This is a genomic window from Streptomyces pallidus (ex Mingjun et al. 2026) (assembly GCF_051550185.1).
GTDB lineage: Bacteria > Actinomycetota > Actinomycetes > Streptomycetales > Streptomycetaceae > Streptomyces.
Genome location: NZ_CP196181.1, coordinates 2446296 through 2469979 on the forward strand (window position 1 = coordinate 2446296; position 23684 = coordinate 2469979).

At 72.0% G+C, this 23684-nt stretch carries 25 protein-coding genes, 5 tRNA genes and 1 pseudogene; 7 read left to right on the top strand and 24 right to left on the bottom strand.

What is annotated here, in order from left to right; translation table 11 throughout:
* Nucleotides 1-324 precede the first annotated feature (324 nt).
* On the bottom strand, nucleotides 325-606 hold the full coding sequence (locus ACSHWO_RS10320) for an acylphosphatase (protein ID WP_438311339.1): 282 nt from the start codon (nucleotides 604-606) through the stop codon (nucleotides 325-327).
* A 136-nt stretch (nucleotides 607-742) separates the two neighbouring features.
* Here ACSHWO_RS10320 and ACSHWO_RS10325 point away from each other — a divergent pair, with 136 nt between their 5' ends.
* Complete coding sequence (locus ACSHWO_RS10325; protein ID WP_438311342.1) at nucleotides 743-1753, top strand: CAP domain-containing protein; 1011 nt, start codon at nucleotides 743-745, stop codon at nucleotides 1751-1753.
* A gap of 94 nt (nucleotides 1754-1847) precedes the next feature.
* Complete coding sequence (locus ACSHWO_RS10330) at nucleotides 1848-2228, top strand: winged helix-turn-helix transcriptional regulator (protein ID WP_361095206.1); 381 nt, start codon at nucleotides 1848-1850, stop codon at nucleotides 2226-2228.
* On the opposite strand, the gene mutM is transcribed toward ACSHWO_RS10330, so the two are convergent.
* The 9 genes from mutM to ACSHWO_RS10375 form a co-directional block, all read right to left on the bottom strand.
* Complete coding sequence (gene mutM, locus ACSHWO_RS10335) at nucleotides 2201-3061, bottom strand: bifunctional DNA-formamidopyrimidine glycosylase/DNA-(apurinic or apyrimidinic site) lyase (RefSeq protein WP_361095203.1); 861 nt, start codon at nucleotides 3059-3061, stop codon at nucleotides 2201-2203. The genes ACSHWO_RS10330 and mutM overlap by 28 nt on opposite strands.
* Nucleotides 3062-3215: 154 nt before the next feature.
* On the bottom strand, nucleotides 3216-4046 hold the full coding sequence (rnc, locus tag ACSHWO_RS10340; RefSeq protein WP_361095199.1) for a ribonuclease III: 831 nt from the start codon (nucleotides 4044-4046) through the stop codon (nucleotides 3216-3218).
* Between the two features lie 19 nt (nucleotides 4047-4065).
* Nucleotides 4066-4239, bottom strand: coding sequence for a 50S ribosomal protein L32 (gene rpmF, locus ACSHWO_RS10345; RefSeq protein ID WP_026165248.1), 174 nt, complete (start codon nucleotides 4237-4239; stop codon nucleotides 4066-4068).
* Between the two features lie 2 nt (nucleotides 4240-4241).
* Entirely contained in the window at nucleotides 4242-4910 is a 669-nt protein-coding gene (locus tag ACSHWO_RS10350; RefSeq protein WP_385849194.1) for a YceD family protein, read from the bottom strand.
* Nucleotides 4911-5021: 111 nt separating this feature from the next.
* Nucleotides 5022-6128 carry a cell division initiation protein gene (locus ACSHWO_RS10355; RefSeq protein WP_438311347.1) on the bottom strand — a complete coding sequence of 369 codons (1107 nt, stop codon included), beginning with the start codon at nucleotides 6126-6128 and terminating at the stop codon, nucleotides 5022-5024.
* Between the two features lie 103 nt (nucleotides 6129-6231).
* Entirely contained in the window at nucleotides 6232-6711 is a 480-nt protein-coding gene (gene coaD / locus ACSHWO_RS10360; RefSeq protein WP_361095465.1) for a pantetheine-phosphate adenylyltransferase, read from the bottom strand.
* A gap of 29 nt (nucleotides 6712-6740) precedes the next feature.
* On the bottom strand, nucleotides 6741-7319 hold the full coding sequence (gene rsmD, locus ACSHWO_RS10365; RefSeq protein ID WP_361095192.1) for a 16S rRNA (guanine(966)-N(2))-methyltransferase RsmD: 579 nt from the start codon (nucleotides 7317-7319) through the stop codon (nucleotides 6741-6743).
* 85 nt (nucleotides 7320-7404) lie between these two features.
* On the bottom strand, nucleotides 7405-9618 hold the full coding sequence (gene recG / locus ACSHWO_RS10370) for an ATP-dependent DNA helicase RecG (protein ID WP_438311349.1): 2214 nt from the start codon (nucleotides 9616-9618) through the stop codon (nucleotides 7405-7407).
* 16 nt (nucleotides 9619-9634) lie between these two features.
* The gene (locus tag ACSHWO_RS10375; protein WP_438311351.1) at nucleotides 9635-11305 is read right to left on the bottom strand and encodes a DAK2 domain-containing protein; all 1671 of its coding nucleotides are present in this window, start codon (nucleotides 11303-11305) and stop codon (nucleotides 9635-9637) included.
* A 240-nt stretch (nucleotides 11306-11545) separates the two neighbouring features.
* On the opposite strand from ACSHWO_RS10375, the gene rpmB reads away from it, so the two are divergent.
* Nucleotides 11546-11731 carry a 50S ribosomal protein L28 gene (gene rpmB / locus ACSHWO_RS10380; protein WP_064070327.1) on the top strand — a complete coding sequence of 62 codons (186 nt, stop codon included), beginning with the start codon at nucleotides 11546-11548 and terminating at the stop codon, nucleotides 11729-11731.
* Nucleotides 11732-11892: 161 nt separating this feature from the next.
* Here the strand turns inward: rpmB and thiD are convergent, their stop codons facing one another.
* Nucleotides 11893-12696 carry a bifunctional hydroxymethylpyrimidine kinase/phosphomethylpyrimidine kinase gene (gene thiD / locus ACSHWO_RS10385; protein WP_438311354.1) on the bottom strand — a complete coding sequence of 268 codons (804 nt, stop codon included), beginning with the start codon at nucleotides 12694-12696 and terminating at the stop codon, nucleotides 11893-11895.
* Nucleotides 12693-13676 (bottom strand): thiamine-phosphate kinase, encoded by a 984-nt coding sequence (locus ACSHWO_RS10390; RefSeq protein WP_385849189.1) that lies wholly within the window; start codon nucleotides 13674-13676, stop codon nucleotides 12693-12695. Before ACSHWO_RS10390 ends, thiD begins: the two co-directional genes overlap by 4 nt.
* 245 nt (nucleotides 13677-13921) lie before the next feature.
* On the opposite strand from ACSHWO_RS10390, the gene ACSHWO_RS10395 reads away from it, so the two are divergent.
* Both ACSHWO_RS10395 and ACSHWO_RS10400 read left to right on the top strand, forming a co-directional pair.
* Nucleotides 13922-14155, top strand: coding sequence for an Lrp/AsnC family transcriptional regulator (locus tag ACSHWO_RS10395; protein ID WP_179172577.1), 234 nt, complete (start codon nucleotides 13922-13924; stop codon nucleotides 14153-14155).
* Between the two features lie 23 nt (nucleotides 14156-14178).
* Nucleotides 14179-14676, top strand: a complete 498-nt coding sequence (locus ACSHWO_RS10400; RefSeq protein WP_438319036.1) for a DUF3515 domain-containing protein — start codon at nucleotides 14179-14181, stop codon at nucleotides 14674-14676.
* A gap of 76 nt (nucleotides 14677-14752) precedes the next feature.
* On the opposite strand, the gene ACSHWO_RS10405 is transcribed toward ACSHWO_RS10400, so the two are convergent.
* The 3 genes from ACSHWO_RS10405 to ACSHWO_RS10415 are packed head-to-tail and all read right to left on the bottom strand — an operon-like array spanning nucleotide 14753 to nucleotide 17709.
* Nucleotides 14753-15910, bottom strand: coding sequence for a D-alanine--D-alanine ligase family protein (locus ACSHWO_RS10405; protein ID WP_385849188.1), 1158 nt, complete (start codon nucleotides 15908-15910; stop codon nucleotides 14753-14755).
* Between the two features lie 39 nt (nucleotides 15911-15949).
* Nucleotides 15950-16960 (bottom strand): NAD(P)H-dependent glycerol-3-phosphate dehydrogenase, encoded by a 1011-nt coding sequence (locus ACSHWO_RS10410; RefSeq protein WP_361095173.1) that lies wholly within the window; start codon nucleotides 16958-16960, stop codon nucleotides 15950-15952.
* Nucleotides 16957-17709 carry a lysophospholipid acyltransferase family protein gene (locus tag ACSHWO_RS10415; RefSeq protein WP_361095170.1) on the bottom strand — a complete coding sequence of 251 codons (753 nt, stop codon included), beginning with the start codon at nucleotides 17707-17709 and terminating at the stop codon, nucleotides 16957-16959. Before ACSHWO_RS10415 ends, ACSHWO_RS10410 begins: the two co-directional genes overlap by 4 nt.
* A gap of 170 nt (nucleotides 17710-17879) precedes the next feature.
* On the opposite strand from ACSHWO_RS10415, the pseudogene cofC reads away from it, so the two are divergent.
* Nucleotides 17880-18557, top strand: a pseudogene (cofC, locus tag ACSHWO_RS10420) (2-phospho-L-lactate guanylyltransferase); the annotation flags it as partial.
* Between the two features lie 289 nt (nucleotides 18558-18846).
* Here cofC and ACSHWO_RS10425 read toward each other — a convergent pair.
* The 4 genes from ACSHWO_RS10425 to leuC all read right to left on the bottom strand — a co-directional run bounded on the left by ACSHWO_RS10425 (nucleotide 18847) and on the right by leuC (nucleotide 22064).
* Nucleotides 18847-19533, bottom strand: a complete 687-nt coding sequence (locus tag ACSHWO_RS10425; protein ID WP_361095167.1) for an HU family DNA-binding protein — start codon at nucleotides 19531-19533, stop codon at nucleotides 18847-18849.
* A 144-nt stretch (nucleotides 19534-19677) separates the two neighbouring features.
* Entirely contained in the window at nucleotides 19678-19905 is a 228-nt protein-coding gene (locus ACSHWO_RS10430; RefSeq protein ID WP_361095164.1) for a hypothetical protein, read from the bottom strand.
* A gap of 137 nt (nucleotides 19906-20042) precedes the next feature.
* A complete protein-coding gene (gene leuD, locus ACSHWO_RS10435; protein WP_438311359.1) occupies nucleotides 20043-20636 on the bottom strand; it encodes a 3-isopropylmalate dehydratase small subunit in 594 nt (197 codons plus the stop codon).
* A gap of 3 nt (nucleotides 20637-20639) precedes the next feature.
* Complete coding sequence (gene leuC / locus ACSHWO_RS10440; protein ID WP_438311361.1) at nucleotides 20640-22064, bottom strand: 3-isopropylmalate dehydratase large subunit; 1425 nt, start codon at nucleotides 22062-22064, stop codon at nucleotides 20640-20642.
* Nucleotides 22065-22248: 184 nt separating this feature from the next.
* Here leuC and ndgR point away from each other — a divergent pair, with 184 nt between their 5' ends.
* Nucleotides 22249-22965: an IclR family transcriptional regulator NdgR gene (ndgR, locus tag ACSHWO_RS10445; protein ID WP_114054338.1), complete on the top strand. Its 717-nt coding sequence runs from the start codon at nucleotides 22249-22251 to the stop codon at nucleotides 22963-22965.
* A gap of 166 nt (nucleotides 22966-23131) precedes the next feature.
* Here ndgR and ACSHWO_RS10450 read toward each other — a convergent pair.
* The 5 genes from ACSHWO_RS10450 to ACSHWO_RS10470 form a co-directional block, all read right to left on the bottom strand.
* Nucleotides 23132-23204: transfer RNA gene (locus tag ACSHWO_RS10450), tRNA-Glu, on the bottom strand.
* Between the two features lie 27 nt (nucleotides 23205-23231).
* A tRNA-Gln gene (locus ACSHWO_RS10455) sits at nucleotides 23232-23303 on the bottom strand.
* A 22-nt stretch (nucleotides 23304-23325) separates the two neighbouring features.
* Nucleotides 23326-23398, bottom strand: a tRNA-Glu gene (locus tag ACSHWO_RS10460).
* A 61-nt stretch (nucleotides 23399-23459) separates the two neighbouring features.
* Nucleotides 23460-23532, bottom strand: a tRNA-Glu gene (locus ACSHWO_RS10465).
* 28 nt (nucleotides 23533-23560) lie between these two features.
* A tRNA-Gln gene (locus ACSHWO_RS10470) sits at nucleotides 23561-23632 on the bottom strand.
* Between the last annotated feature and the right edge of the window lie 52 nt (nucleotides 23633-23684).

Genomic DNA, 23684 nt, shown 5'->3' on the forward strand with positions numbered 1-23684 from the left:
CCGACCGAAGCGGTGTGGGTCGTGAGGGAATCGCACCCGCGGATGTCCGACAGCGACGGTCAGTCACTGCGCTTACTACTCTCCATCACTGCCAAACAGCTCAGGTGCGCGGGGCTTCCAGCGTCTCACCAAAAAGTTTGACGGTCAACACGATCACGCCCCGTATCGGCGGGCCGCCCGGCCCTCCCAGGGGGCACGGAGATCGTCTGCTCTTCCGAGCCTTCCACGGTTCGACGCCCCCGGCAACGCGCCGGGGACGAATGCGCAGATCCGGCCCTGTGTGCGAGGTCCGGAGATCTGATCAGTGCATGATCATCCGAGCGCTCACCTGATCCCGAAGTCGTCGTAGCCGCCGCGCGGAGTCCCCCAGATTTCCGTCACTCCGTCGACCCTCCCGGGCGTGTCGGCGGAACGCAGCCAGTCGAGCAGCCGGTGGCAATTCTCACGTTGACCTTCGGCGACCACCTGCACTCGCCCGTCGTCGAGGTTGAGCGCGAAGCCGACGAGCCCGCCGATCTCCAGCGCATTAGCCCTGGTGAACCAGCGGAAGCCCACTCGCTGCACACGACCGCGCACCCAGGCGGTCAGACGGACGTCTTCGTTCATGCGTGAACGCTAACCGGGCGCGCGATCACGCAGGGCATCGCCCCCGGGCACCGCCGACGGTACAGTCGCGCAGCAATGAACTCACCCATTTGGGTGCACAAAGGTTGATCTTGGACTTATGAGGAAGGCAGGACCGATGGGACGCCACCGACTCCCCGCGGCGCCGCACCGTGTCGACAGGCGCCGCACCACCGCGCGCGCCGGCCTGCTGGGTGCCTCCGTCGCCGTGGTCCTGGCCACGGCGGCCGTCACCACCGGCGTGGTCCCGGTGGGCTCCTCCTTCCCGTACGTGGGGGTCGCCCCCGCCGGCTCCGCCACCGACCGCCCGCAGGCGAGGCCCACGCCCCCCACCCGGCCCACCGCCCCGGTCGAGCACCAGGTCGGCGGCCTCGCCAACCTGTCGGGCCGCGCCTCCTCCGCCCCCGGGTCGGCCACCACCTCGCCCTCCGGGTCCCCGTCGGCCTCCCCCTCCCCGTCGGCCTCGGCGAGCGCTGCCGCCTCGCCTTCCCCGTCCGCCGCGGCGGAGGCGTCGGAGAGGGCCGCGACCGCCCCCGAGCCGGCGGCTCCCCAGCCGGTCGCGCCGAAGCCGGTCCTGCCCAAGCCGGAGCCGGTCGCGCCGAAGCCGGTCCCGCCCAAGCCGGAGCCGGTCGCCCCGAAGCCGGTCGCCCCGAAGCCCGTGCCCGCCGCACCGAAGCCCCTGCCCGTCGCACCCAAGCCCGTACCGGTCGCGCCGAAGCCGCCCACCGCCGCGCCCACGCCCGACGACGGCCACTCCGCCGAGGAGGCCGCCGTGGTCACCCTGGTCAACCAGGCGCGCGCACAGGCGGGCTGCGGTCCGGTGCGGGCCAACCCGCCGCTCGCGGCGCTCGCCGCGGCCTTCAGCAAGGACATGGCCGTCCGCGGCTTCTTCGACCACACCGACCCCGACGGCAACACGCCGTGGGACCGCGCCACGAACGCGGGCATCTCCGGTCTCGGCGGCGAGAACATAGCCCGCGGCCAGGGCGACGCCCAGGCCGCGATGAACGCGTGGATGAACAGCCCCGGCCACAAGGCCAACATCCTCAACTGCGAGTTCCGCACCCTCGGCGTGGGCGTTCACGTCGCGGCCGGCGGCCCCTGGTGGACCCAGGACTTCGGCTACTGACCCGGCCCCGGGCCCGGGGCCGGCCCGGGCCCGCCCACTAACCGCACGACAGCGCTGTCTGTCCGCAAGCGCTGTGCGCGGCTAAGCTGCCCGCATGGAGACGACAGCACTGCCGTTCGACGCCTTCGCCCGGGCCTGCCCGTCCCGGGAGACGCTGGAGCACGTCACCGGCCGCTGGGGCAGCCTCACCGTGGGCGCCCTGCGCGACGGCTCCTGCCGCTTCAACGAGCTGCGCCGCAAGGTGGACGGCGTCAGCGAGAAGATGCTCTCGCAGACCCTCCAGGCGCTGGAGCGCGACGGCATCGTCCACCGCGAGGCGCAGCCGACGAACCCACCGCGCGTCGACTACGAGCTGACCCCGCTCGGGATCGAGGTGGCCGACCGGCTGCTCGCCCTCATCCACTTCCTGGAGGGCAGCATGCCGCAGGTCCTGGCCGCCCGGGAGTCCTACGACACCACGCGCGGCGGCCGCTGACAGCGCGGGCAGAAATAGCTGGAGCGGTTCATCCAGGGGCGGCGGCGCACCGGGGTGCCGCAGCGCCGGCAGGGCTCGTCCTCGCGCCCGTAGGCGTCGAGCGAGCGGTCGAAGTAGCCCGACTCGCCGTTCACGTTGACGTAGAGGCTGTCGAAGCTGGTGCCGCCGACCGCCAGGGCCGCGTTCATCACGTCCCGGACGTGGCCGAGGAGTTCCGTGCTCCGCGGGCGCGTGAGGGTGGCGGTGGGGCGCTCGTAGTGCAGCCGGGCCCGCCACAGCGCCTCGTCGGCGTAGATGTTGCCGACGCCGCTGATCAGGGACTGGTCGAGCAGGGCCCGCTTGACCGTGGTCCGCCTCGCCCGCAGCGCGCGGTGGTAGGCGTCCTCGTCGAAGAGCGGGTCCAGCGGGTCGCGGGCGATGTGCGCGATGACGTCGGGCAGCCCGTCGAGCGTGGTGTCGTGGAGCGAGAGCCCGCCGAAGGTGCGCTGGTCGACGAAGCGGAGCTCGGTGCCCGTGTCGTCCTTGAAGCGCAGGCGGATGCGCAGGTGCTTCTCGTCGGGTGCGTCCTCGGGCTGCACCAGCAGCTGTCCGCTCATGCCGAGGTGGCCGAGGACGGACAGCTCCCGCCCTTCCAGGGGGAGCCACAGGTACTTCCCGCGCCGCTGCGGCACGCCGATGGTCTGGCCCGCCAGCCGCGCCGCGAAGTCGGCCCCGCCGGCCGGGTGCCGGCGCACGGCGCGCGGGTGCAGCACCTCGACGGCGTCGACGGTCCGCCCGGCCACCCAGCGCTCCAGGCCCCGCCGCACCACTTCGACCTCGGGCAACTCGGGCACGGTGTTCCTCCGGTGGGGTACGGCTGTTCGGGGCTCCGCCGCGAGCCTACCGGCCCGCCACCCGTGCCCGGCCCCCGCCCGGAAACGCAGAACCGCCCGCCCCTGCGCGGGCAGGGGGCGGGCGGGAGGATCCGCGGGGGATCGGAAGGAAGGGTCAGACCTTCGGCGTGGGACCGGCGGGCGTCGGCGACCCGCCTTCCCCGGCCCCGGCCGGAGCGCCGTCGGAGGCGGCGGCCTCCGCCGCCTTCCGCTCGTCCGCCGCGGCGCGGATGCCGCGCCACGCGGACTCGGCCGCCTGCTGTTCCGCTTCCTTCTTGCTGCGGCCGGTGCCGGTGCCGTACGAGACACCACCGACGCGGGCGGCAGCAGTGAAGGTCTTCTCGTGGTCCGGACCGGTCTCGGTGACCAGGTACTCGGGCACGCCAAGGCCTTCGGCGGCCGTCAGCTCCTGGAGGCTGGTCTTCCAGTCCAGGCCGGCCCCGAGGTTGGAGGACTTCTCGATCAGCGGGTCGAAGAGCCGGTGCACCAGCTCAGAAGCCGCGTCGAGCCCCTTGTCGAGGTAGACCGCGCCGATCACCGCTTCCAGGGTGTCGGCGAGGATGGAGGCCTTGTCCCGGCCGCCCGTGCCCTCTTCGCCCCGGCCGAGCCGGATGAAGGAGCCGAGGTCGAGGCCGCGCCCCACTTCCGCCAGAGCACGCGAGTTCACCACCGCGGCCCGCAGTTTGGCCAGCTGGCCTTCCGGCAGGTCGGGGTGGGTGTTGTACAGCGTGTCCGTGACCACCAGTCCGAGAACGGAGTCCCCGAGGAACTCCAGACGCTCGTTCGTGGGCAGGCCGCCGTTCTCGTACGCGTACGAGCGGTGGGTCAGGGCACGCACCAGAAGGGCGGACTCGAGTCGATACCCGAGCCGCCCTTCCAGAAGCGTGTGGGACGAGGCCGCGTTCTTACTGTCTGCCTGCTCTTCAGCGTTGGACAGCTCAGACATTGCGCCTCTCACCAGCCGCTCAGACCTCGAGGACCTGGCGCTTGTTGTAGGTGCCGCAGCTCGGGCACGCGATGTGCTGCTGCTTCGGCTCCTGGCAACGCTCACACGAAACCAGGGTGGGGACCGCAGCCTTCCACTGCGACCGGCGGTGGCGCGTGTTGCTGCGCGACATCTTCCGCTTCGGAACAGCCACGGCTACTTCTCCTGCTTCTCGGCGGCGCTCTGAACGTCGTCAGATGCAGTGCCGCTCATGTTGTCCTTCTCGCCGTCCTGATCGGTCCCGACGAGTTCCTGCAAAGCCGCCCAACGGATGTCGACGGCGTCGTGGTGGTGCTCCGGGTCGTCGTTCAGGCTGGCACCGCACTGCGGGCACAGTCCGAGACAGTCCTCCCGGCACACCGGCTGCAGCGGCAGTGCGAGCACCACCGCGTCACGCAGCACGGGTTCGAGGTCGAACAGGCCGTCCTCGAGGTAGAGCGTGTCCTCGTCGTCCTCGGCGTCGTCGGCCGGCTCCGCCTTGGGGCGGCCCCGGTCGTCGGCGTCAGGGTACGAGAACATCTCCTGGAAGTCCGCATCGATCTCGCGACCGACGGGCTCCAGACACCTTACGCACTCCCCCTCGGCCGATGCACGGACGGTGCCTGTGACGAGCACCCCTTCCATGACCGACTCCAGACGGAGTTCCAGCTCCAGCGGAGCACCTTCCGGCACTTCGATGACGCCGGCGATACCGAGGTCCGCCGGAGCCGCGATCTCGCGGGACAGCCGCTGCATGGCACCAGGACGCCGACCCAGCTCGTGCGTGTCGAACACGAGGGGGTTGCGGTGGTCGAGGCGGGTGTTCAGGGCCGTTCCTGCTTTCACAGATCGCTGAAGATCAAGAATTCCGCCGCTCAAGGGCAGCAGGGATCGCGACGCATACGCGCGACCGAACAGCCAGGATACCCGGCGCTCCGCCCTGAGCCCAATCCGGGTTCAGCGACCCTGTTCGTAGCGGCGGAGCTGGTCGAGGTCGATCATGCCCGTGTCGAAGAAGCTGGTCTCGTCGAGCGCGCCCTGCTGCGGGCGTCCCGCCCCTGCCGCCGCCCCCTGCTGCCCGTAGGCCGCGTACGGGTCGGACTGGCCGCCGTAGGCCGCCGCGTACGGGTCCGGCTGGGCCGGGGGCTGCTGCTGGTACCCGTACGGGTCCGCGTAGGACGGCGCGGCGTAGGCCGCCGCTGCGGTGGGACCGCCGCCCGGAGCTGCATAGCCGTCCTGCGGGCCGGGCTGCTGCCCGTAGCCGTACGCGTCGTAGGCGGGCTCCGCCGCGGCCTGCGCCGGGATCACGGGGGCCGGGGCCCGGAGGGGCTGCTCCGGCTCGGCCAGGCCCGCCAGGAAGTCGGCGTCGCTGGTCGACCGGGACTGCGGCACGCCCGCGGCGTCCTGGGCGGCGACGTGGGCGCCCAGGTCGTCCGTGGGCACCTGGCCCAGGAGCTTCTGCCGGCCGCGGCCGACCGCCTCCAGGGTCTTGCTGAGCACCGCCTCGAAGGTCGCCAGCTTGGTGTCCACGTACGCGTCCGCCTGCCGGCGCCGGGTCTCCGGGTCGGCGCTGGGCTCGGGGGCGTCCGCGTCCGGGTAGCCGCGCTCGTCCAGCCCGGGACCGCGGCCCAGCAGCTTCTCGCGGCCGCGGTCCACCGAGCCGATGGTCTTGGTGAGCACGACCTCGAAGTTCGCGAGCTTGCTGTCGACGTAGTCGTCGGCCTGCGCGCGGACCTCCGCGGCCTCCCGGTGCGCCTCGGCGAGGATGCGGTCCCCCTCCTCCCGCGAGCGGCGCGCGACCTCGGTGTCGGAGATCAGCGTGCCGCGCTGGTGGTGGGCGGACTCGATGATCCGCTCCGCCTCGCGCCGGGCCTCCTCGACCATCTGCTCACGGCCGCCGATGAGCTCCTGCGCCTGCGCCAGCGAGCCGGGGAGCGCCTGGCGCACCTCGTCGAGCAGGGCGAGCAGCTCGGCGCGGTTGATCACGCAGGAGGCCGACATGGGCATGGAGCGGGCGCTGCCGACGGCCGCGACGATCTCGTCGAGCTTCTTCTGCACGTCCATGGGGGCTCGCAGTTCCTCGGCCTCGGGCAGGTCCCGAGACGGACGGGACGACTGTAAGCCCACGGGAGCGGCGCCGGACACCGGTTGGGGCCCCGTCAGCCGGTCAGCGTTCGGCGAGCCTCGCGGTCAGCGCCGCGTGCACGTGCGGGGGCAGTAGGTGGGAGACGTCTCCGCCCCATGCCGCGACCTCCTTGACCAGGGAGGACGACAGGAAGCTGTAGGTGGGGTTGGTGGGCACGAACAGGGTCTCGACGCCGGTGAGTCCGATGTTCATCTGCGCCATCTGCAGCTCGTAGTCGAAGTCGCTGACGGCGCGCAGCCCCTTGACGATGGCGGGGATGTCGCGCTGCTTGCAGAAGTCGACGAGCAGTCCGTGGAAGGACTCGACCTCGACGTTGCCGTACCCGGCGGTCGCCTCGCGGAGCAGCTCGATCCGCTCCTCGACGGTGAACAGCCCCTTCTTGGACTGGTTGATCATGACGGCGACGTGGACGACGTCGTACAGCCGGGAGGCCCGGCCGATGATGTCGAGGTGTCCGTTGGTGACGGGGTCGAAGGACCCCGGACAGACGGCGCGGCGCAACTTGGTCCCCTTGCTCTCAGGAGCGGTCATCATGACTCTTCGCTGGTGAAGACGGCGCGGCCGTACCACAGGGTGCCTTCGCCGTACTTGCGGGAGCGGAGCGGCTCGAATCCCTCGGGCCAGGGGAACGCACCGCTCCTGGTGCCGCGCTCCACGGTGACGAGCGCGTCGTCCGTGATCCAGCCGTTGGCGCGGAGTGTGAGCAGGATCTCGCCGAGATCGCCGTGGCCCACGGCGTACGGCGGGTCCAGGAAGACCACGTCGTACGGCTCCCCGCCGGCGGGGACGGCCACGATCTGCTCCGCCCTGCCGGCGCGGAACTCGGCGCCGGGCAGGCCCAGGCTCCTGATGTTGTCCCGGATCACCTTGCCGGCCCTGGCGTCGGCCTCGACGAGCAGGGCGTGCTCCGCGCCGCGGGAGAGGGCCTCCAGGCCGACGGCGCCGGAGCCGGCGTACAGGTCGAGCACCCGGGCCCCTTGGACGCCGTGCAGCGACTCCCAGGTGGAGAACAGGCCTTCGCGCATCCGGTCCGAGGTCGGCCGGGTGCCGGTACCGGGCGGCACGGCCAGCCGTCGCCCTCCGGCGGTGCCGGCGATCACGCGGGTCATCTGGGGTCCTTCACTACGGCGATCACAGCGTCTCCACGATATGCCGTGCCTCCCGGCCGTTCCGCCCGGCCCTCGCCCGGCCCGCTCAGCCCTTCTCCAGGTACTGCTCGCGCTCGGCGTCGAGCAGGGCCTCCAGGGCGCCCCGGAGGCCGGGGAGCCCCTCCAGTTCCGGGTCGGCGGCGACCACGCGGGTGGCCTCCTCGCGGGCCTGGGCGATGACCTCCTCGTCCTCGATGACCGCGAGCATCCGCAGGGAGGACCGCACGCCCGACTGGGCCTGGCCGAGCACGTCGCCCTCGCGGCGCTGTTCGAGGTCGATCCTGGAGAGCTCGAAGCCGTCGAGCGTGGCGGCGACGGCGGCCAGCCGGGCCCGGGCGGGGCTCGCCTCGTGCATCTCGCTGACCAGCAGGCACAGGCCGGGGGCGGAGCCGCGGCCGACGCGGCCGCGGAGCTGGTGGAGCTGGGAGACGCCGAACCGGTCCGCGTCCATGATCACCATGGCGGTGGAGTTCGGGACGTTCACGCCGACCTCGATGACGGTGGTGGCCACCAGCACCTGGACCTCGCCGGCGGCGAAGCGCCGCATGACGTCGTCCTTGTCGGCCGGGTCCATCCGGCCGTGGAGCACCTCGACGGACAGCCCGGCCAGGGGGCCGCGGGCCAGCTGCTCGGCGACCTCCAGGACGGCCAGCGGCGGCCGCTTCTCGCTGTCGTCCTCGGGGGACGGCTTCTTCCTGCGCTGGTCGGCCTGGTCGATGTCGTCGCCGATACGGGGGCAGACCACGTACGCCTGGTGGCCGGCCTCGACCTCCTCGCGGACCCGCTCCCAGGCCCGGGTGAGGAAGTGCGGCTTGTCCTTGGCGGGGACGACGTGGGTGGCGATCGGGGAGCGGCCCGCGGGCAGCTGGTCGAGGACGGAGGTCTCCAGGTCCCCGAAGACGGTCATCGCGACCGTGCGCGGGATCGGGGTCGCGGTCATCACCAGCAGGTGCGGCGGTTGCTTGCCCTTGGAGCGCAGCGCGTCCCGCTGCTCCACGCCGAAGCGGTGCTGTTCGTCGACGACGACCAGACCGAGGTCGTGGAACTGGACCTTGTCCTCGATGAGGGCGTGGGTGCCGATGACGATGCCGGCCTCGCCCGTGACCAGGTCGAGCAGGGCCTGCCGGCGCGCGGGTGCGCCCATGGAGCCGGTGAGCAGGACGACCTTGGTGCCCTGCTCGGAGCCGCCGAGCATTCCGCCCTCGGCGAGTTCGCCCATCATCTCGGTGATCGAGCGGTGGTGCTGCTGGGCGAGGACCTCGGTGGGCGCGAGCATCGCGGCCTGCCCTCCGCTGTCGACGACGGCCAGCATCGCCCGCAGCGCGACCATCGTTTTTCCGGAGCCGACCTCGCCCTGGAGGAGGCGGTGCATGGGGTGTTCGGTGGCCAGGTCGTCGAAGATCTCGCGGGAGACGGTCTGCTGGCCCTCGGTGAGGGTGAACGGCAGCTTGGCGTCGAAGGAGTCGAGCAGGCCGCCGGGGGCGGGGCGCCGGGGGACGGCCGGCAGCAGGGAGTCCGCGTGCCGGCGGCGGGCCAGGGCGGTCTGCAGGACGAAGGCCTCGTCCCACTTCAGGCGCTGCCGGGCGTCCTCGATGTCGGCCTTGGTGCCCGGCCGGTGGATCTTCAGCAGGGCCTCGTGGAGCGGGACCAGGCCGCGGCCCTCGCGCAGGGCGGGCGGCAGCGGGTCCACGGCCTCCGCCGCGCGCGGCAGGACGGCGTCGACGGCCTTGGCGATCTTCCAGGACTCCAGTTGCTTGCAGGCCGGGTAGATCGGGATGAGCTTGCCGGCGAAGGCCGCGGCCGCGTCGGACTCGCCCGCGTCGGCGCCGAGCGGCTCGTAGGCGGGGTGGGCCAGCTGGAGCTTGCGGTTGAACAGGGAGACCTTGCCCGCGAACATGGCGCGCCGGCCGGGCAGCAGCTCCTTGTGCGGCTTGTGCACGCCCGCGCCGAAGAACACCAGCTGGAGCCGGCCGTTGCCGTCGGTGATGGTCACTTCCAGGCGTTTGCCGCGGCCGCCGTTGAAGGTCAGGACCCGGGCGTCGGCGACCTGGGCGACGACGGTGACGTGTTCGTCGAGCTGGTCGGCGAGCCCGTCCAGCGAGGTCAGCTCGCCGCGCTCGGCGTACCGCCTCGGGTAGTGGTGGAGCAGGTCCAGGGCCGTGTGCAGGCCGAGCTGCTCGGCCAGCACCTTGGCGGTGGCGGGGCCGAGCGTCTTCTTGAGGTCTTCGTCGAGCGCGGGCACCTGTTCATTGCACACCATGGCGCCGACAAGACGGCTATTCGACCCCGATCAGCAGGGGCGCCGAGTGGCGGCCGCCCCGGTAGACGACGGTGTCCACGGCCAGGTGCCCGTGCTGGACGTACGCCTCCAGCCGTGCGGCGAGCGCGTCCGGCGCCTGCGGCCCGAGGACCAGGGTGACGAGTTCGCCGCCGGAGCCGAGCATCCGCTCCAGGACCGCCTCGGCGGTGTCGGCGAGGCCGGAGCCGATGACGGCGACGTCGCCGTCGATGAGCCCGAGCACGTCGCCGGCCTGGCAGATCCCGGCGGAGGTGAAGGACTGCCGTTCGGCGACGGCGAGTTCCGCGTAGCGGGTGGCGCCGGCGGCCGCGGTCATGGCGACCACGTCCTCGTCGAAGGTGGCCTCCGGGTCGTGGACGGCGAGCGCTGCCAGGCCCTGGACCGCGGACCGGGTGGGGATCACCGCGACCCGCACGCCGTCGGCGCGGGCCCGCTCGGCCGCGGCGGCCGCGACCGCGCGCTGGTCGGCCCCGCCGGGCAGCAGCACCACCTCGCGGGCGTGGGCCCGTCGGACGGCGTCGACGAGCTCGCCGGGGTCGGGGGCCCGTCCGGGCGGGGTGAGGACGGTGGTCGCGCCGGCCTCGGCGCACAGTCCGGCCAGGCCCTCGCCGGGGACCACGGCGACCACGGCCCGCTGGGCGCACTCGCCGCGCGCCGCCCGGCGCCGCTCGTCGCCGAAGTGGGTGATGCGGATCCGGTAGGGCCGTCCAGCGACGACGCCGGCCTCCACGGCGGCTCCGGGGTCGTCGACGTGGACGTGCACGTTCCACAGCCGGTCGCCGCCGACCACGACGAGGGAGTCGCCGAGGCCGTCGAGTCGCCCGCGCAGCGCCGCCACCGCCTCCTCGGCGGCCTCCAGCAGGTAGACCACCTCGTACGCGGGTCCGTCCGGCTCGTCGTGGGCGTCGCACTGCCGCTGCTGCTGCGGTACGGACGCGGGTACGGGCCCGGTGCCCCGGCCGCGGACCGCCTCCGCGGCCGGCGGCTCCTGCCCGGACAGCGCCTGCCACAGCGCCCCGAGCACCGCGACCAGCCCGCAGCCCCCGGCGTCGACCACCCCGGCCCGGCCCAGCTCGGCCAGCTGCCGGGGGGTGTCGTCGAGGGCCGCGCGGGCCCCGTCGTAGGCGGCCCGGGCCACGTCCGCGACGCTGCCGGCGGCCGCACCGGCGGCTCCCGCGGCGGTCTCGGCGGCCCGCGCCGCCGCGGCGGCCACGGTGAGCATGGTCCCCTCGACGGGGTGCGCGACCGCCTCGTACGCCTCCTGCGCGGCCCGGGTCAGGGCCTGGGCCAGCAGCCGGTCCGGCCCCCGCCCCGCGGGCTCGTCGTCCAGGACGTCGGCCACCCCGCGCAGCAGCTGGGCCAGGATGGTCCCGGAGTTGCCGCGGGCGCCTATGAGCGCGCCGTGCGCCCAGGCCCGTACGGCCTGGCCGAGGGAGGCGGCGGTGCCGGCGGCGTCCAGGGCGCGGTCGGCCGACTCGGCGGTCAGGTAGAGGTTGGTGCCGGTGTCCGCGTCCGCGACCGGGTAGACGTTGATCGCGTCGATGTCCTCGCGGGCCCGGTCCAGCGCGGCCAGGGCCAGCGAGCTCCAGGTGCGCACCGCTGCGGCGTCGAGCTCGTCGGGGGGCTGCGGCTGCGGCTCGTGCGGCACCGGGCGTTCCTCCTTGTGCGGGCCAGGGTTCACCGCAGGGTAACGAAGCGTCTCCGGCAGTCGGGGACCGCGGGGCGGGCCCAGCGGCGGCCATGGTAGTTTTCTTGGACGGCAGCAGTCGTTGTATGCTGCTCCGGTTGCCCGATGAGAATCGGGTTTTCCCCCGGCAAACCACTTCAGATCTCTGATCCGGTGCGCCGGATTTCACTGTAAGTGCATCTGAAGTCTTTGGAGTGACCTGTGGCTGCCAACTGCGACGTTTGCGGCAAGGGGCCGGGCTTCGGCAACAACATCTCGCACTCGCACCGCCGTACGTCCCGTCGCTGGAACCCGAACATCCAGCGCGTGCGTGCCGTGGTCAGTGGGACGCCGAAGCGCCTCAACGCCTGCACCTCGTGCATCAAGGCCGGCAAGGTCTCGCGCTGACGCGTCCCGTCGTCGTAGCGCAGCCCTTTCCGGTTGCTCGGAAGGCCGGTCCACCCAGTGGACCGGCCTTTTGCCTTGCCCGGCCGTGTGCCGTCCAGGAAGCCCGCCGCATCACGTGATGCGGCGGGCTTCCGTCCGTTGCGGGGGTCCGGTGGGCGGTGTCAGCGCCGCCACTGCCAGGCGTGGTCGACCGGGCCGATGCCGCCGCCGAGTGCGAAGCCGGCCGCGATGGCACCGGTCACGTACTCCTTGGCCTCCGTGACGGCCTGCGGCACGTCCCGTCCCTTGGCGAGTCCGGCCGCGATCGCGGCGGCGAGGGTGCAGCCGGTGCCGTGGGTGTGCCGGTTGTCGTGGCGCGGGGCCCGCAGCCACAGCTGCGTATCGCCGTCGGTCAGCAGGTCGGCCGCCTCGCCGCCGTGGGCGGCCAGGTGCCCGCCCTTGACCAGGGCCCACTCGGACCCGAGGGCGAGGACGGCGTCGGCGGCCCGCCGCATGTCGTCCTCGCTCTCCACGACCAGGCCGGTGAGCTGCGCCACCTCGTCCAGGTTGGGCGTGGCCACGGTGGCCCGCGGCAGCAGCTCCCGTCGTACGGCGTCCAGCGCCGAGGGGGCGAGCAGCGCGTCCCCGTGCTTGGAGACCCCGACGGGGTCCACGACGGCGGGGGCGTCCGTACCGGCCAGCAGTTCGGCGACGGTCTCCACCAGGGCGGCGGAGGAGAGCATCCCGGTCTTCACCGCCCGGACGCCGATGTCGTCGACGACGGCCCGGTACTGGGCGGTGACGGCCTCGGCGGGCAGTTCCCATACCCCGCGCACGCCGAGGGAGTTCTGCGCGGTCACGGCGGTCACGACGCTCATCCCGTGCGCGCCGAGGGCGAGCATGGTCTTGAGGTCGGCCTGGATGCCGGCGCCACCACCGGAGTCCGATCCGGCAACGGTCAGGCACAGCGGTGGCGCGTCGCTCATCGGGGCATCTCCTCGGGGGACGGGTCGGAGCCGAAGTGGTCCCAGCCGCCGGTGCTGGTCCAGGGCGCCCCGTCCACGGTCACCTGGGGCAGCGCGGACCGGTTCAGCACCTCCCCGATGACCTTCCAGCGGGCGGGCAGCTTCACGCTGGGCGGGAAGGTCGCCACGATGGCGTGATCCTCTCCGCCGGTGAGCACCCACTGCAGGGGGTCGACGCCGACCGCCTGCCCGATGTCGTGCATCTGCGTCGGGATGTCGACGGCCGTCGAGCGCAGGTCGATCCGCACCTTGCTGGCCTCCGCGATGTGCCCGAGGTCGGCGATCAGTCCGTCGCTCACGTCGGTCATCGCGGTCGCGCCGAGCCCGGCCGCCGCGGGGCCCGCGTGGTACGGCGGCTCGGGGCGCCGGTGCGCCTCGACGAAGGCCCGCGGGGAGCGGAAGCCGCGCTTGAGGACCGCGTAGCCGGCCGCGGACCAGCCGAGCCAGCCGGTGACGGCGACGACGTCGCCGGGCTGGGCGCCGGAGCGCAGCACCGGCTCGTGGTTGCGCAGGTCGCCGAGGGCGGTGATGGAGACGGTGATGGTGTCGCCGCGGACGACGTCCCCGCCGACCACGGCCGCTCCGGCGACCTGGCACTCGTCGCGCAGGCCGTCCATGAGCTCGGTGGGCCAGGTGACCGGCAGCTCGGCCGGGACGACCAGGCCGAGCAGGAGCGCGGTCGGTACCGCGCCCATGGCGGCGATGTCGGCGAGGTTCTGCGCGGCGGCCTTGCGTCCGACGTCGTAGGCCGTGGACCAGTCGCGCCGGAAGTGCCGGCCCTCCAGCAGGATGTCCGTGCTCGCCACGACCCTGCGGTCGGGGGCCGACACCACCGCGGCGTCGTCGCCCGGCCCGAGCCGGACCGCCGGGGTGGTGGTGAGCCGTGAGGTGAGCTCCCGAATGAGCCCGAACTCCCCCAGCTCGCCCACAGTGCCCTTCATCGCTGTGCCCCTTCTTGCCCAGTCCGCTTGCGGTCGCGCCCCGTCACAGCTCTGGGTACCGTCAACTGATACGTCAACTTCTGCTCTTCGTACGCCCCGCTGTGCGTGGCACCGATCACCCGGGTCTCCCCGTGGTGCACGGCGACGCGGTACCGTGGCGTCCCTTCTTCCCCGGGCCCGCCCGCTGTCCACGGGCCCATCCTGAGGTTAGGGGAATCGATCCTCGTGGCCGCTCTGGAGGTTCCGTGGTACAGGCGTACATCCTCATCCAGACCGAGGTGGGCAAGGCGTCGTTCGTCGCCGAGTCCATCAGCCAGATCCCGGGGGTGATCCAGGCGGAGGACGTGACGGGCCCGTACGACGTGATCGTGCGCGCCCAGGCGGACACCGTCGACGATCTCGGCCGGATGGTGGTCGCCCGCGTCCAGCAGGTGGAGGGCATCACCCGCACCCTGACCTGCCCGGTGGTCCATCTGTAGCCCCCGTCTACTCTTGGCCGGTGATGTCACTGCACCGCCGGCCGCTCCGTGTCCGTGTGCCCGCCCTGTCCGCCCTGGTCACGGCAGCAGCCCTCGCGGGCTGCTCCCCGGGCGGCAGCGCGGCCCGGGTGGACCCGCCGCCGACACCGCCCGCCGACGTCGCCGGGTTCTGTGCGGCGCTGCACGAGGAGCTCCCGGAGACGGTGGCCGGTCTGGCACGGACTCCCACCGACCCGGAGTCCGGTCTGACCGCCGCGTGGGGCGGCTCGGCGATCGTACTGCGGTGCGGTATCCCCAAGCCCGCCAAGATGGCCGATCCCAAGCAGGAAGGCGTCCACGTGAACAAGGTGGCCTGGCTGCTGGAGAAGCTCGACGACGGCTCCTTCCGGTTCACCACCGGGATGCGGCTGGCGTACACGGAAGTGCGGGTCGACAAGGAGCACGCCACGGACGCGGGGATGCTGGTCGGGCTCTCCGACGCCGTGGCCAAGACCGTTCCCGAGGGGATCTCCTCGTACTGACACACCGACCGCCCGCCGGGAATCCCGGCGGGCGGTTTCGCGTGTGCGGGCGGGCGTGCCGTGCCGCGGGCGGCGGCTAGCGCAGCCCGGTGGAGCGGCGCAGGGCCGCCTGGATCAGCCGGTCCACCAGCTCCGGGTAGGAGATGCCCGTCTCCTGCCACATCCGCGGGTACATGGAGATCGGCGTGAAACCGGGCATGGTGTTGATCTCGTTGATGACGAAGGTGCCGTCCTCGGTGAGGAAGAAGTCGGCGCGCACCAGGCCCTCGCAGGACGCGGCCTCGAAGGCCTCGACCGCGAGCCGCTGCACCTCGGCGGTCTGCTCCGGGGTGAGCGGGGCGGGCACGATGCCCGCGGCGGAGTCGATGTACTTCGCCTCGAAGTCGTAGAAGTCGTGGCTGGAGACCGGCGGGATCTCCGCGGGTGCGCTCGCGCGCGGCCCGTCCTCGAACTCCAGCACGCCGCACTCGATCTCGCGGCCGCGCAGCAGCGCCTCCACGATGACCTTCGGGTCGTGGCGGCGGGCCTCGCTGATCGCCGCGTCCAGCCCGGAGGCGTCGTCGACCTTGGTGATGCCGATGGAGGACCCGGCCCGGGCGGGCTTGACGAACAGCGGCCAGCCGTGCTCGCCGGCGAAGTCCAGGATCCGGGCCTTGGCGGCCTCCGCGTCGGCCTCCCACTCGCGGGGGCGGACGGTCAGGTACGGACCGACGGGCAGGCCGAAGGAGGTGAAGACGCGCTTCATGTACTCCTTGTCCTGGCCGACGGCCGAGGCCAGGACGCCCGAGCCGACGTACGGGACGCCGGAGAGCTCCAGCAGGCCCTGCAGGGTGCCGTCCTCGCCGTACGGGCCGTGCAGCATCGGGAAGACGACGTCGACCTCGCCCAGCGCCTTGGGAACGGCGCCCGGCTCGGTGTAGACGACCTCGCGGCTGGCCGGGTCCACGGAGAGCACGACGCCGCCCTCGTCGGACTCGGCGAGCTCCGCGACGCTCGGGAGCTTGCGGTCGGCGATGGCCATCCGCTCGGGCTCGTCGGCGGTCAGCGCCCACCGCCCGTCCGTGGTGATGCCGATGGGCAGCACCTCGTACTTGGAGCGGTCGATGGCGCGCAGCACGGCGCCCGCCGTGACGACCGAGATGGCGTGTTCCGAGCTGCGGCCGCCGAACACGACGGCCACGCGGGGCTTGCGGCCCTGCTGCTCAGGGGTCTGGGGGAGGTTCTCGCTGCTCATATCGCCACGAGGGTACCCGCTCAAACGTCCGGAAAGGTGTCAGCGACGTTCCGGTTTGGCACTGCGCGCCATGAGGTCCTTCAGTGCGACCAGCGGCGGCTTGCCGTGGTGGACGATCTCGACGACCGTGTCGGTGATCGGCATGTCGACGCCGTGGCGGCGGGCCAGATCGGCCACCGACTGGCAGGACTTGACGCCCTCGGCGGTCTGCTTGGTGACCGCGATGGTCTCCTCCAGGGTCATCCCGCGGCCGAGGTTGGTGCCGAAGGTGTGGTTCCTGGACAGCGGCGAGGAGCAGGTGGCGACCAGGTCGCCGAGGCCCGCGAGACCGGAGAAGGTCAGCGGGTCGGCGCCCATGGCGACGCCCAGCCGGGTGGCCTCGGCCAGGCCGCGGGTGATGAGGGAGCCCTTGGTGTTGTCGCCGAGGCCCATGCCGTCCGCGATGCCGACGGCGAGGCCGATGACGTTCTTCACGGCGCCGCCGAGCTCGCAGCCGACGACGTCGGTGCTCGTGTACGGCCGGAAGTACGGGGTGTGGCAGGCGGCCTGGAGGCGCTGCGCGACGGCTCCGTCGGAGCAGGCGACGACCGCGGCGGCGGGCTGCCGGGCGACGATCTCGCGGGCCAGGTTGGGGCCGGTGACGACGGCGACCCGCTCGGCGGGGACCTTGGCCACCTCCTCGATGACCTCGCTCATCCGCTTGGCCGTGCCCAGTTCGATGCCCTTCATCAGCGAGACGAGGACGGTGTCGGGCGCCAGCAGCGGGGCCCACTCGGCGAGGTTGCCGCGCAGGGTCTGGGAGGGGATCGACAGGACGGTGAAGTCGGCGCCGCGGGCGGCCTCGGCCGGGTCGGTGGTGGCGCGCAGGTTCGCCGGGAGCTCCACGCCGGGGAAGTAGTCCGGGTTGGTGCGGCCGGTGTTGATGGCGTCGGCGACCTCGGGGCGGCGGGCCCACAGGGTGACCTCGCAGCCGGCGTCGGCGAGCACCATGCCGAAGGCGGTGCCCCAGGAGCCCGCCGAGAAGACGGCTGCCTTGACGGGACGCGTCACTTGGTGCCCTCCCCCGCGGCCTTGCGCCGCTGCTCCGCCCTGGCCTTGCGGTGGTCGTACGGCTGGTCGGGCGCCTTCTCGCCGCGCAGCTCCTCCAGGAGGGCCGTGATGGCCGCCATGATGGCCTCGGTGGCCTCCTTGAGGACCTCCGGAGTCGGTTCCAGGTCGTAGTACGCGGAGAGGTCCACGGGCGGCCCGGCGAGCACCTGGAGGGTCTTGCGGGGGAACAGCCGGACCTTGTTCTCCTTGGCGTACGGCGGCATGACCAGGTTGGCGCCCCACTGGGCCACCGGGACGACCGGCGCCCTGGTCATCAGGGCGACGCGGGCGGCGCCGGTCTTGCCGGCCATCGGCCACACGTCGGGGTCGCGGGTGAGGGTGCCCTCCGGGTAGAAGGCCACGCACTCGCCGCGCTCGATGGCTTCCACGGCGGCCCGGAACGCGTCCAGGGCGTTGGTGGTCTCGCGGTAGACGGGGATCTGCCCGGATCCGTGCAGGATGGCGCCGACGAACGGCACCTTGAAGAGCGCGGCCTTGGCCAGGAAACGGGGCACGCGCCCGGTGTTGTACTGGTAGTGCGCGTAGGAGAGCGGGTCCAGGTACGAGTTGTGGTTGACGGCGGTGATGAATCCGCCGTCGGCCGGAATGTGCTCCATTCCCTTCCAGTCCCGCTTGAAGAGCACCACCAGCGGCGGTTTTGCGATGACCGCCGCCAGGCGGTACCAGAAGCCGATTCTGCGGCGGGACACTCGGACACCTTCCTCTGGGATCGTGGACCGGTGCACGGCTTCGGCACCTCGTCGGCCGCAAGTGTGGCCTTTGGCCCGGTCCCTGTCGAGAACACCGTACGCCCCGCTCAGCCCGCCGGAGCCCCCGGTCGGTCGGCGGCGGCGACAATGGACCGATGCATGACCGGCTCATGACCCGGCCATGGCTCGCGGGGGTGCCGCCGGGCACCGGAGGGAAGGGGACCGCCACGTACGCCGCCTGGAGCCTGGTGATCCCGCTGAAGCCCCTGGCCGTGGCCAAGAGCCGCCTCGCGGCCGCCGTGGGCCGCTCGCGGCCGGGGCTGGCCCTGGCGTTCGCGCAGGACACCGTGGCGGGGGCGCTGGCCTGCCCGGCGGTGGCGGATGTGGTGGTCGTCACGGACGACGCCCGGGCGGGAGCGGAACTGGCCCGGCTGGGGGCGCGGATCGTGCCGGACGCGCCGGGCGCGGGCCTCAACGCGGCCCTGGTCCACGGGGCGCGGGAGATACGCGCGACCCGGCCCCGGGCGGCGCTCGCCGCGATGAACGCGGATCTTCCCGCGCTGCGTCCGCCGGAATTGCTACGCGTGCTCGAAGCGGCTTCCGTATTTCCCCGGGCATTTCTCGCGGATGCCGCGGGAATCGGCACCACCCTGCTTTCCGCCGGTCCGGATACGGAATTGGCACCCTCGTTCGGAGGCTCGTCTCGGGCCCGGCATTCCGCTTCGGGGGCGGCGGAAATCGCCCTGTCGGGGGTGGACAGCGTCCGCCGCGACGTGGACACGGGGGCGGATCTGCGCCGGGCGCTCTCCCTGGGCGTCGGTCCCCACACCGCCCGATACAGTGCCGGTATGCAGGCGACCGCGTACACGTACGACCCCCAGACCCGCAGCGGCAGTGTGCTGCTGGACGACGGCACGCCGGTGCCGTTCGACGCCCCGGCGTTCGACGCGGGCGGGCTGCGGCTGCTGCGCCCCGGCCAGCGGGTCCGGATCGAGACCGCAGGAGCGGGCACGAGCTTGCGCATCACCCTGGTCACCTTGCAGACGTTCTGACGAAGAACGCCTCTGACCGGCGACGAAGCACCGCGGGCCGGCTCCCCTGGGGGAAGCCGGCCCGGCGTGTGAGACGTGTGCTGCCCTACTTCTTGCGGGCGGTGGTCTTCTTCGCGGCGGTGGTGGTCTTCTTCGCGGCGGTCGAGCGCGCCGTGGCCTTCTTGGCCGGGGCCTTCTTCGCGGCGGCCTTGGTGGCCGGGGCGGTCTTCTTGGCGGTGGCCGTCTTCTTCGCGGGCGTCGTCTTCTTCGCCGCGGCGGTGGTCTTCTTCGCCGCGGGCGTCGTCTTCTTGGCGGCGGTGGTCTTCTTCGCGGCGGCGGTCGTCTTCTTGGTCGCGGTGGTCTTCTTCGCGGCGGCCGCCGTCGTCTTCTTCACGGCCGCCTTCTTGGCGGCGGTGGTCTTCTTGGCCGCGGCCTTCTTGACCGTGGCGGAAGCGCCGCCGGTCAGGCTGCCCTTGGGCGCCTTCTTCACGGCCACCTCGTCGCCCTTGGGGAGCTTCTTGGTGCCGCTGACCAGGTCCTTGAAGCCCTGACCCGCACGGAACCGGGGAACGGAGGTCTTCTTGACCCGGACGCGCTCACCCGTCTGCGGGTTGCGGGCGTAGCGGGCCGGCCGGTCGACCTTCTCGAACGAGCCGAAGCCCGTGACCGAGACCCGGTCGCCTGCGACGACCGCGCGGACCATGGCGTCCAGTACCGCGTCGACAGCGTCGGCGGCCTGCTGGCGGCCGCCCAGCTTGTCGGCAATCGCTTCTACGAGCTGCGCCTTGTTCACGTCTTCCCCTTCGGAGACATCGCCAGAACGAATGTGTTCAAGCTTATTTCGCACGTTAGGCGGATATATACCGCAAATCAAACACGAAACGGGCTAATCACCCTAGTGCCGCAACGGAAGTGCCCGTTGCGGAGTTCCTTCGCATCAGTCGCCTTCAGGGAATCGACCCTCGTCGAGGTCCTTCATCAACCTGTCCAGGCGCCTTGCCGCATCGGCGAGATCATGCTTCGCCGCGGCTGTGACGACCAACAGCTTCCGGGACAGCGCCATCCTTACGCCCTCCGGGACTTGCAGTGTGCGCACCCGTGTGTGTGCTTCTTTCAATCGGTCCGCGACTTGTCGGTAGAGCTCCAGTTGACTGTCGCGTTCCATGCACAGATTGTGCCATCTGGGGCGAGTTGTCGCCTCACGGGGCCTCAACACACGACTGTGCCCCCCGCCGTCGGGCGGGGGGCACAGTCATGTCCGCGTGATCATCAGGAAGTGAATAACCCCTGATCAGGCTGTAATCAGGCGCGAATCGTACGCGGCTTGAAGGCGGGCCGGGCGCTTTCGTACGCGGCGATGTCAGCTTCGTTCTGAAGGGTGAGGGAGATGTCGTCCAGACCCTCCAGGAGACGCCACCGGGCGTTGTCGTCGAGTTCGAACTCCGCCTCGATTCCTGCCGCGCGGACCTGGCGGGAGACCAGGTCGACGGTCACCTCGGCGGCCGGGTCGGACTCGGTCAGCTCCCACAGGCGGTCGACGGTCTCCTGCGGGAGGACCACGGTCAGCAGTCCGTTCTTCAGCGAGTTGCCGCGGAAGATGTCCGCGAAGCGGGAGGAGATGACCGCTTTGAAGCCGAAGTTCTGCAGGGCCCAGACGGCGTGCTCGCGGGAGGAACCGGTGCCGAAGTCGGGGCCGGCGACCAGCACCGTGGCACCCGCGCGCTCGGGGCGGTTGGTGACGAACTCGGGGTCCTTGCGCCAGGCCTCGAAGAGCCCGTCCTCGAACCCGTCGCGGGTGATCTTCTTCAGCCAGTGGGCCGGGACGATCTGGTCGGTGTCGACGTTGCTGCGGCGCAGCGGCACGGCCCGGCCGGTGTGGGTGGTGAAGGCTTCCATGGTTCAGACTCCGGCGGTGGCGTTGACGTCGGACAGGTCGGCGGGCGAGGCCAGGTGGCCCAGCACCGCGGTGGCGGCGGCCACCTGCGGGGAGACCAGGTGCGTACGGCCGCCCTTGCCCTGCCGCCCCTCGAAGTTGCGGTTGGAGGTGGACGCGGAGCGCTCACCGGGGGCCAGTTGGTCGGGGTTCATGCCCAGGCACATGGAGCACCCGGCGTGCCGCCACTCGGCGCCGGCCTCCTTGAAGACCTGGTCCAGGCCCTCCTCGACGGCCTGGAGGGCGACGCGGACCGAGCCGGGGACGACCAGCATCCGTACGCCGTCGGCGACTTTGCGGCCCCTGATGACGTCGGCGACGGCGCGCAGGTCCTCGATCCGGCCGTTGGTGCAGGAGCCTACGAAGACGGTGTCCACCTTGATGTCCCGCAGCGGCTGCCCGGCCGTCAACCCCATGTACTCCAGGGCCTTTTCGGCGGCGAGGCGCTCCGAGGCGTCCTCGTACGAAGCCGGGTCGGGGACGCTGGCCGACAGCGGGGCGCCCTGGCCCGGGTTGGTGCCCCAGGTGACGAACGGCGACAGGGCGGCGCCGTCGATGACGACCTCGGCGTCGAAGACGGCGTCCTCGTCGGTGCGCAGGGTCTTCCAGTAGGCGACGGCCGCGTCCCAGTCCTCGCCGGTCGGGGCGTGGTCGCGGCCCGCGAGGTAGTCGAAGGTGGTCCGGTCGGGGGCGATCATGCCCGCGCGGGCGCCGGCTTCGATCGACATGTTGCAGATGGTCATGCGGGCTTCCATCGACAGCTTCTCGATGGCCTCGCCGCGGTACTCGATGACGTAGCCCTGCCCGCCGCCGGTGCCGATCTTGGCGATGATCGCCAGGATCAGGTCCTTGGCGGTGACGCCCTCGGCCAGCTCGCCCGTGACGGTGATGGCCATCGTCCTGGGCCGGGCCAGGGGCAGCGTCTGAGTGGCCAGGACGTGCTCGACCTGGCTGGTGCCGATGCCGAAGGCGAGGGCGCCGAAGGCGCCGTGCGTGGACGTGTGCGAGTCGCCGCAGACCACGGTGGTGCCCGGCTGGGTCAGGCCGAGCTGCGGTCCCACGACGTGGACGACGCCCTGCTCGACGTCGCCGAGCGGGTGCAGCCGTACGCCGAACTCGGCGCAGTTCTTGCGCAGCGTCTCCAGCTGGGCCCGGGAGACCGGGTCCGCGATCGGCTTGTCGATGTCGAGGGTGGGGGTGTTGTGGTCCTCGGTCGCGATGGTGAGGTCGAGACGGCGGACCTTGCGGCCGGCCTGGCGCAGGCCCTCGAAGGCCTGGGGGCTGGTCACCTCGTGCAGCAGGTGCAGATCGATGAAGAGGAGGTCGGGCTCGCCCTCGGCGCGCCGGACGACGTGGTCGTCCCAAACCTTCTCCGCGAGTGTCCTACCCATCGCTTTCCCTCCGGCCGGCCGGTGCGGCCGGCGCTTCATAGAGATGTGGTGCGCCGATCGCCGGTACCCCACGTGCCGGACGACGGCCTCGGACCCAGTGGTTCGTGGACCCGCACATACAGACTCGCTGGTTCTTGGAAAAATTGAACTTGCGTTTCACAGTGTGAGACGTGAATATCGTTTCATGGACAACTCTAGCGGCGTCGGCGTTCTCGACAAGGCAGCTCTGGTTTTGAGCGCACTGGAGTCCGGTCCGGCCACCCTCGCCGGGCTGGTCGCGGCGACAGGGCTCGCACGACCCACGGCACATCGCCTGGCCGTGGCACTGGAACACCACCGGATGGTGGCGAGGGACATGCAGGGCCGGTTCATCCTCGGACCGCGGCTGGCGGAGCTCGCCGCCGCGGCCGGCGAGGACCGTCTGCTGGCCACGGCGGGACCGGTACTCACCCACCTCCGGGACGTGACCGGGGAGAGCGCGCAGCTCTACCGCCGGCAGGGAGACATGCGCATCTGCGTGGCGGCCGCGGAGCGGCTGTCCGGCCTGCGGGACACGGTGCCCGTCGGCTCCACGCTCCCGATGAAGGCCGGCTCGGCCGCGCAGATCCTCATGGCCTGGGAGGAGCCCGAGCGGCTGCACCGCGGGCTGCAGGGCGCGCGCTTCACGGCGACGGCCCTCTCGGGCGTGCGGCGGCGCGGCTGGGCGCAGTCGATCGGTGAGCGCGAGCCCGGTGTGGCGTCCGTCTCGGCGCCGGTGCGCGGGCCGTCGAACCGCGTGGTGGCCGCCGTGTCGGTCTCCGGGCCGATCGAGCGGCTGACCCGCCACCCCGGCCGGATGCACGCCCAGGCCGTCATCGACGCCGCGGCGCGTCTGACCGAGGCCCTGCGCCGCGCCGGCTGACCTCCCGACCTCTTCCCCTTCCCCCCGGGCCCGGGGGCGCGTACGACGCCGCACACGTCCGAACACGCGCCTCCGGGCCCGTCCTTGTGCACCGCACGCCGGGCGGGCCCGCACGGGAACGACGAAGAGGCCCTCCGCGACGAACGCGGAGGGCCTCTCCTGAACGTACCCCCGACCGGATTCGAACCGGCGCTACCGCCTTGAGAGGGCGGCGTGCTAGGCCGCTACACAACGGGGGCGTGCTGTACAGCGTGCGCTGTACTGCGCTGGGCTACCAGGACTCGAACCTAGAACAAAGGAACCAGAAACCTTCGTGTTGCCAATTACACCATAGCCCAAGGTGGTCTAAACCAACCTGAGTACCCCCGACCGGATTCGAACCGGCGCTACCGCCTTGAGAGGGCGGCGTGCTAGGCCGCTACACAACGGGGGCCCTAGCGATCCTGCATCAAGATGTCCGGGAGCTACCCAGGACCCCTCGCGGGAAGGATCTGTACCCCCGACCGGATTCGAACCGGCGCTACCGCCTTGAGAGGGCGGCGTGCTAGGCCGCTACACAACGGGGGCAAAGCACTGCGATTACTGCTGCACTGCGCTGGGGTACCAGGACTCGAACCTAGAATAAGGGAACCAGAAACCCTCGTGTTGCCAATTACACCATACCCCACCAGAAGTCAATCCCTTGCGAGGATTTCCTTCGGGCTGCTCCTCCGGTTCCC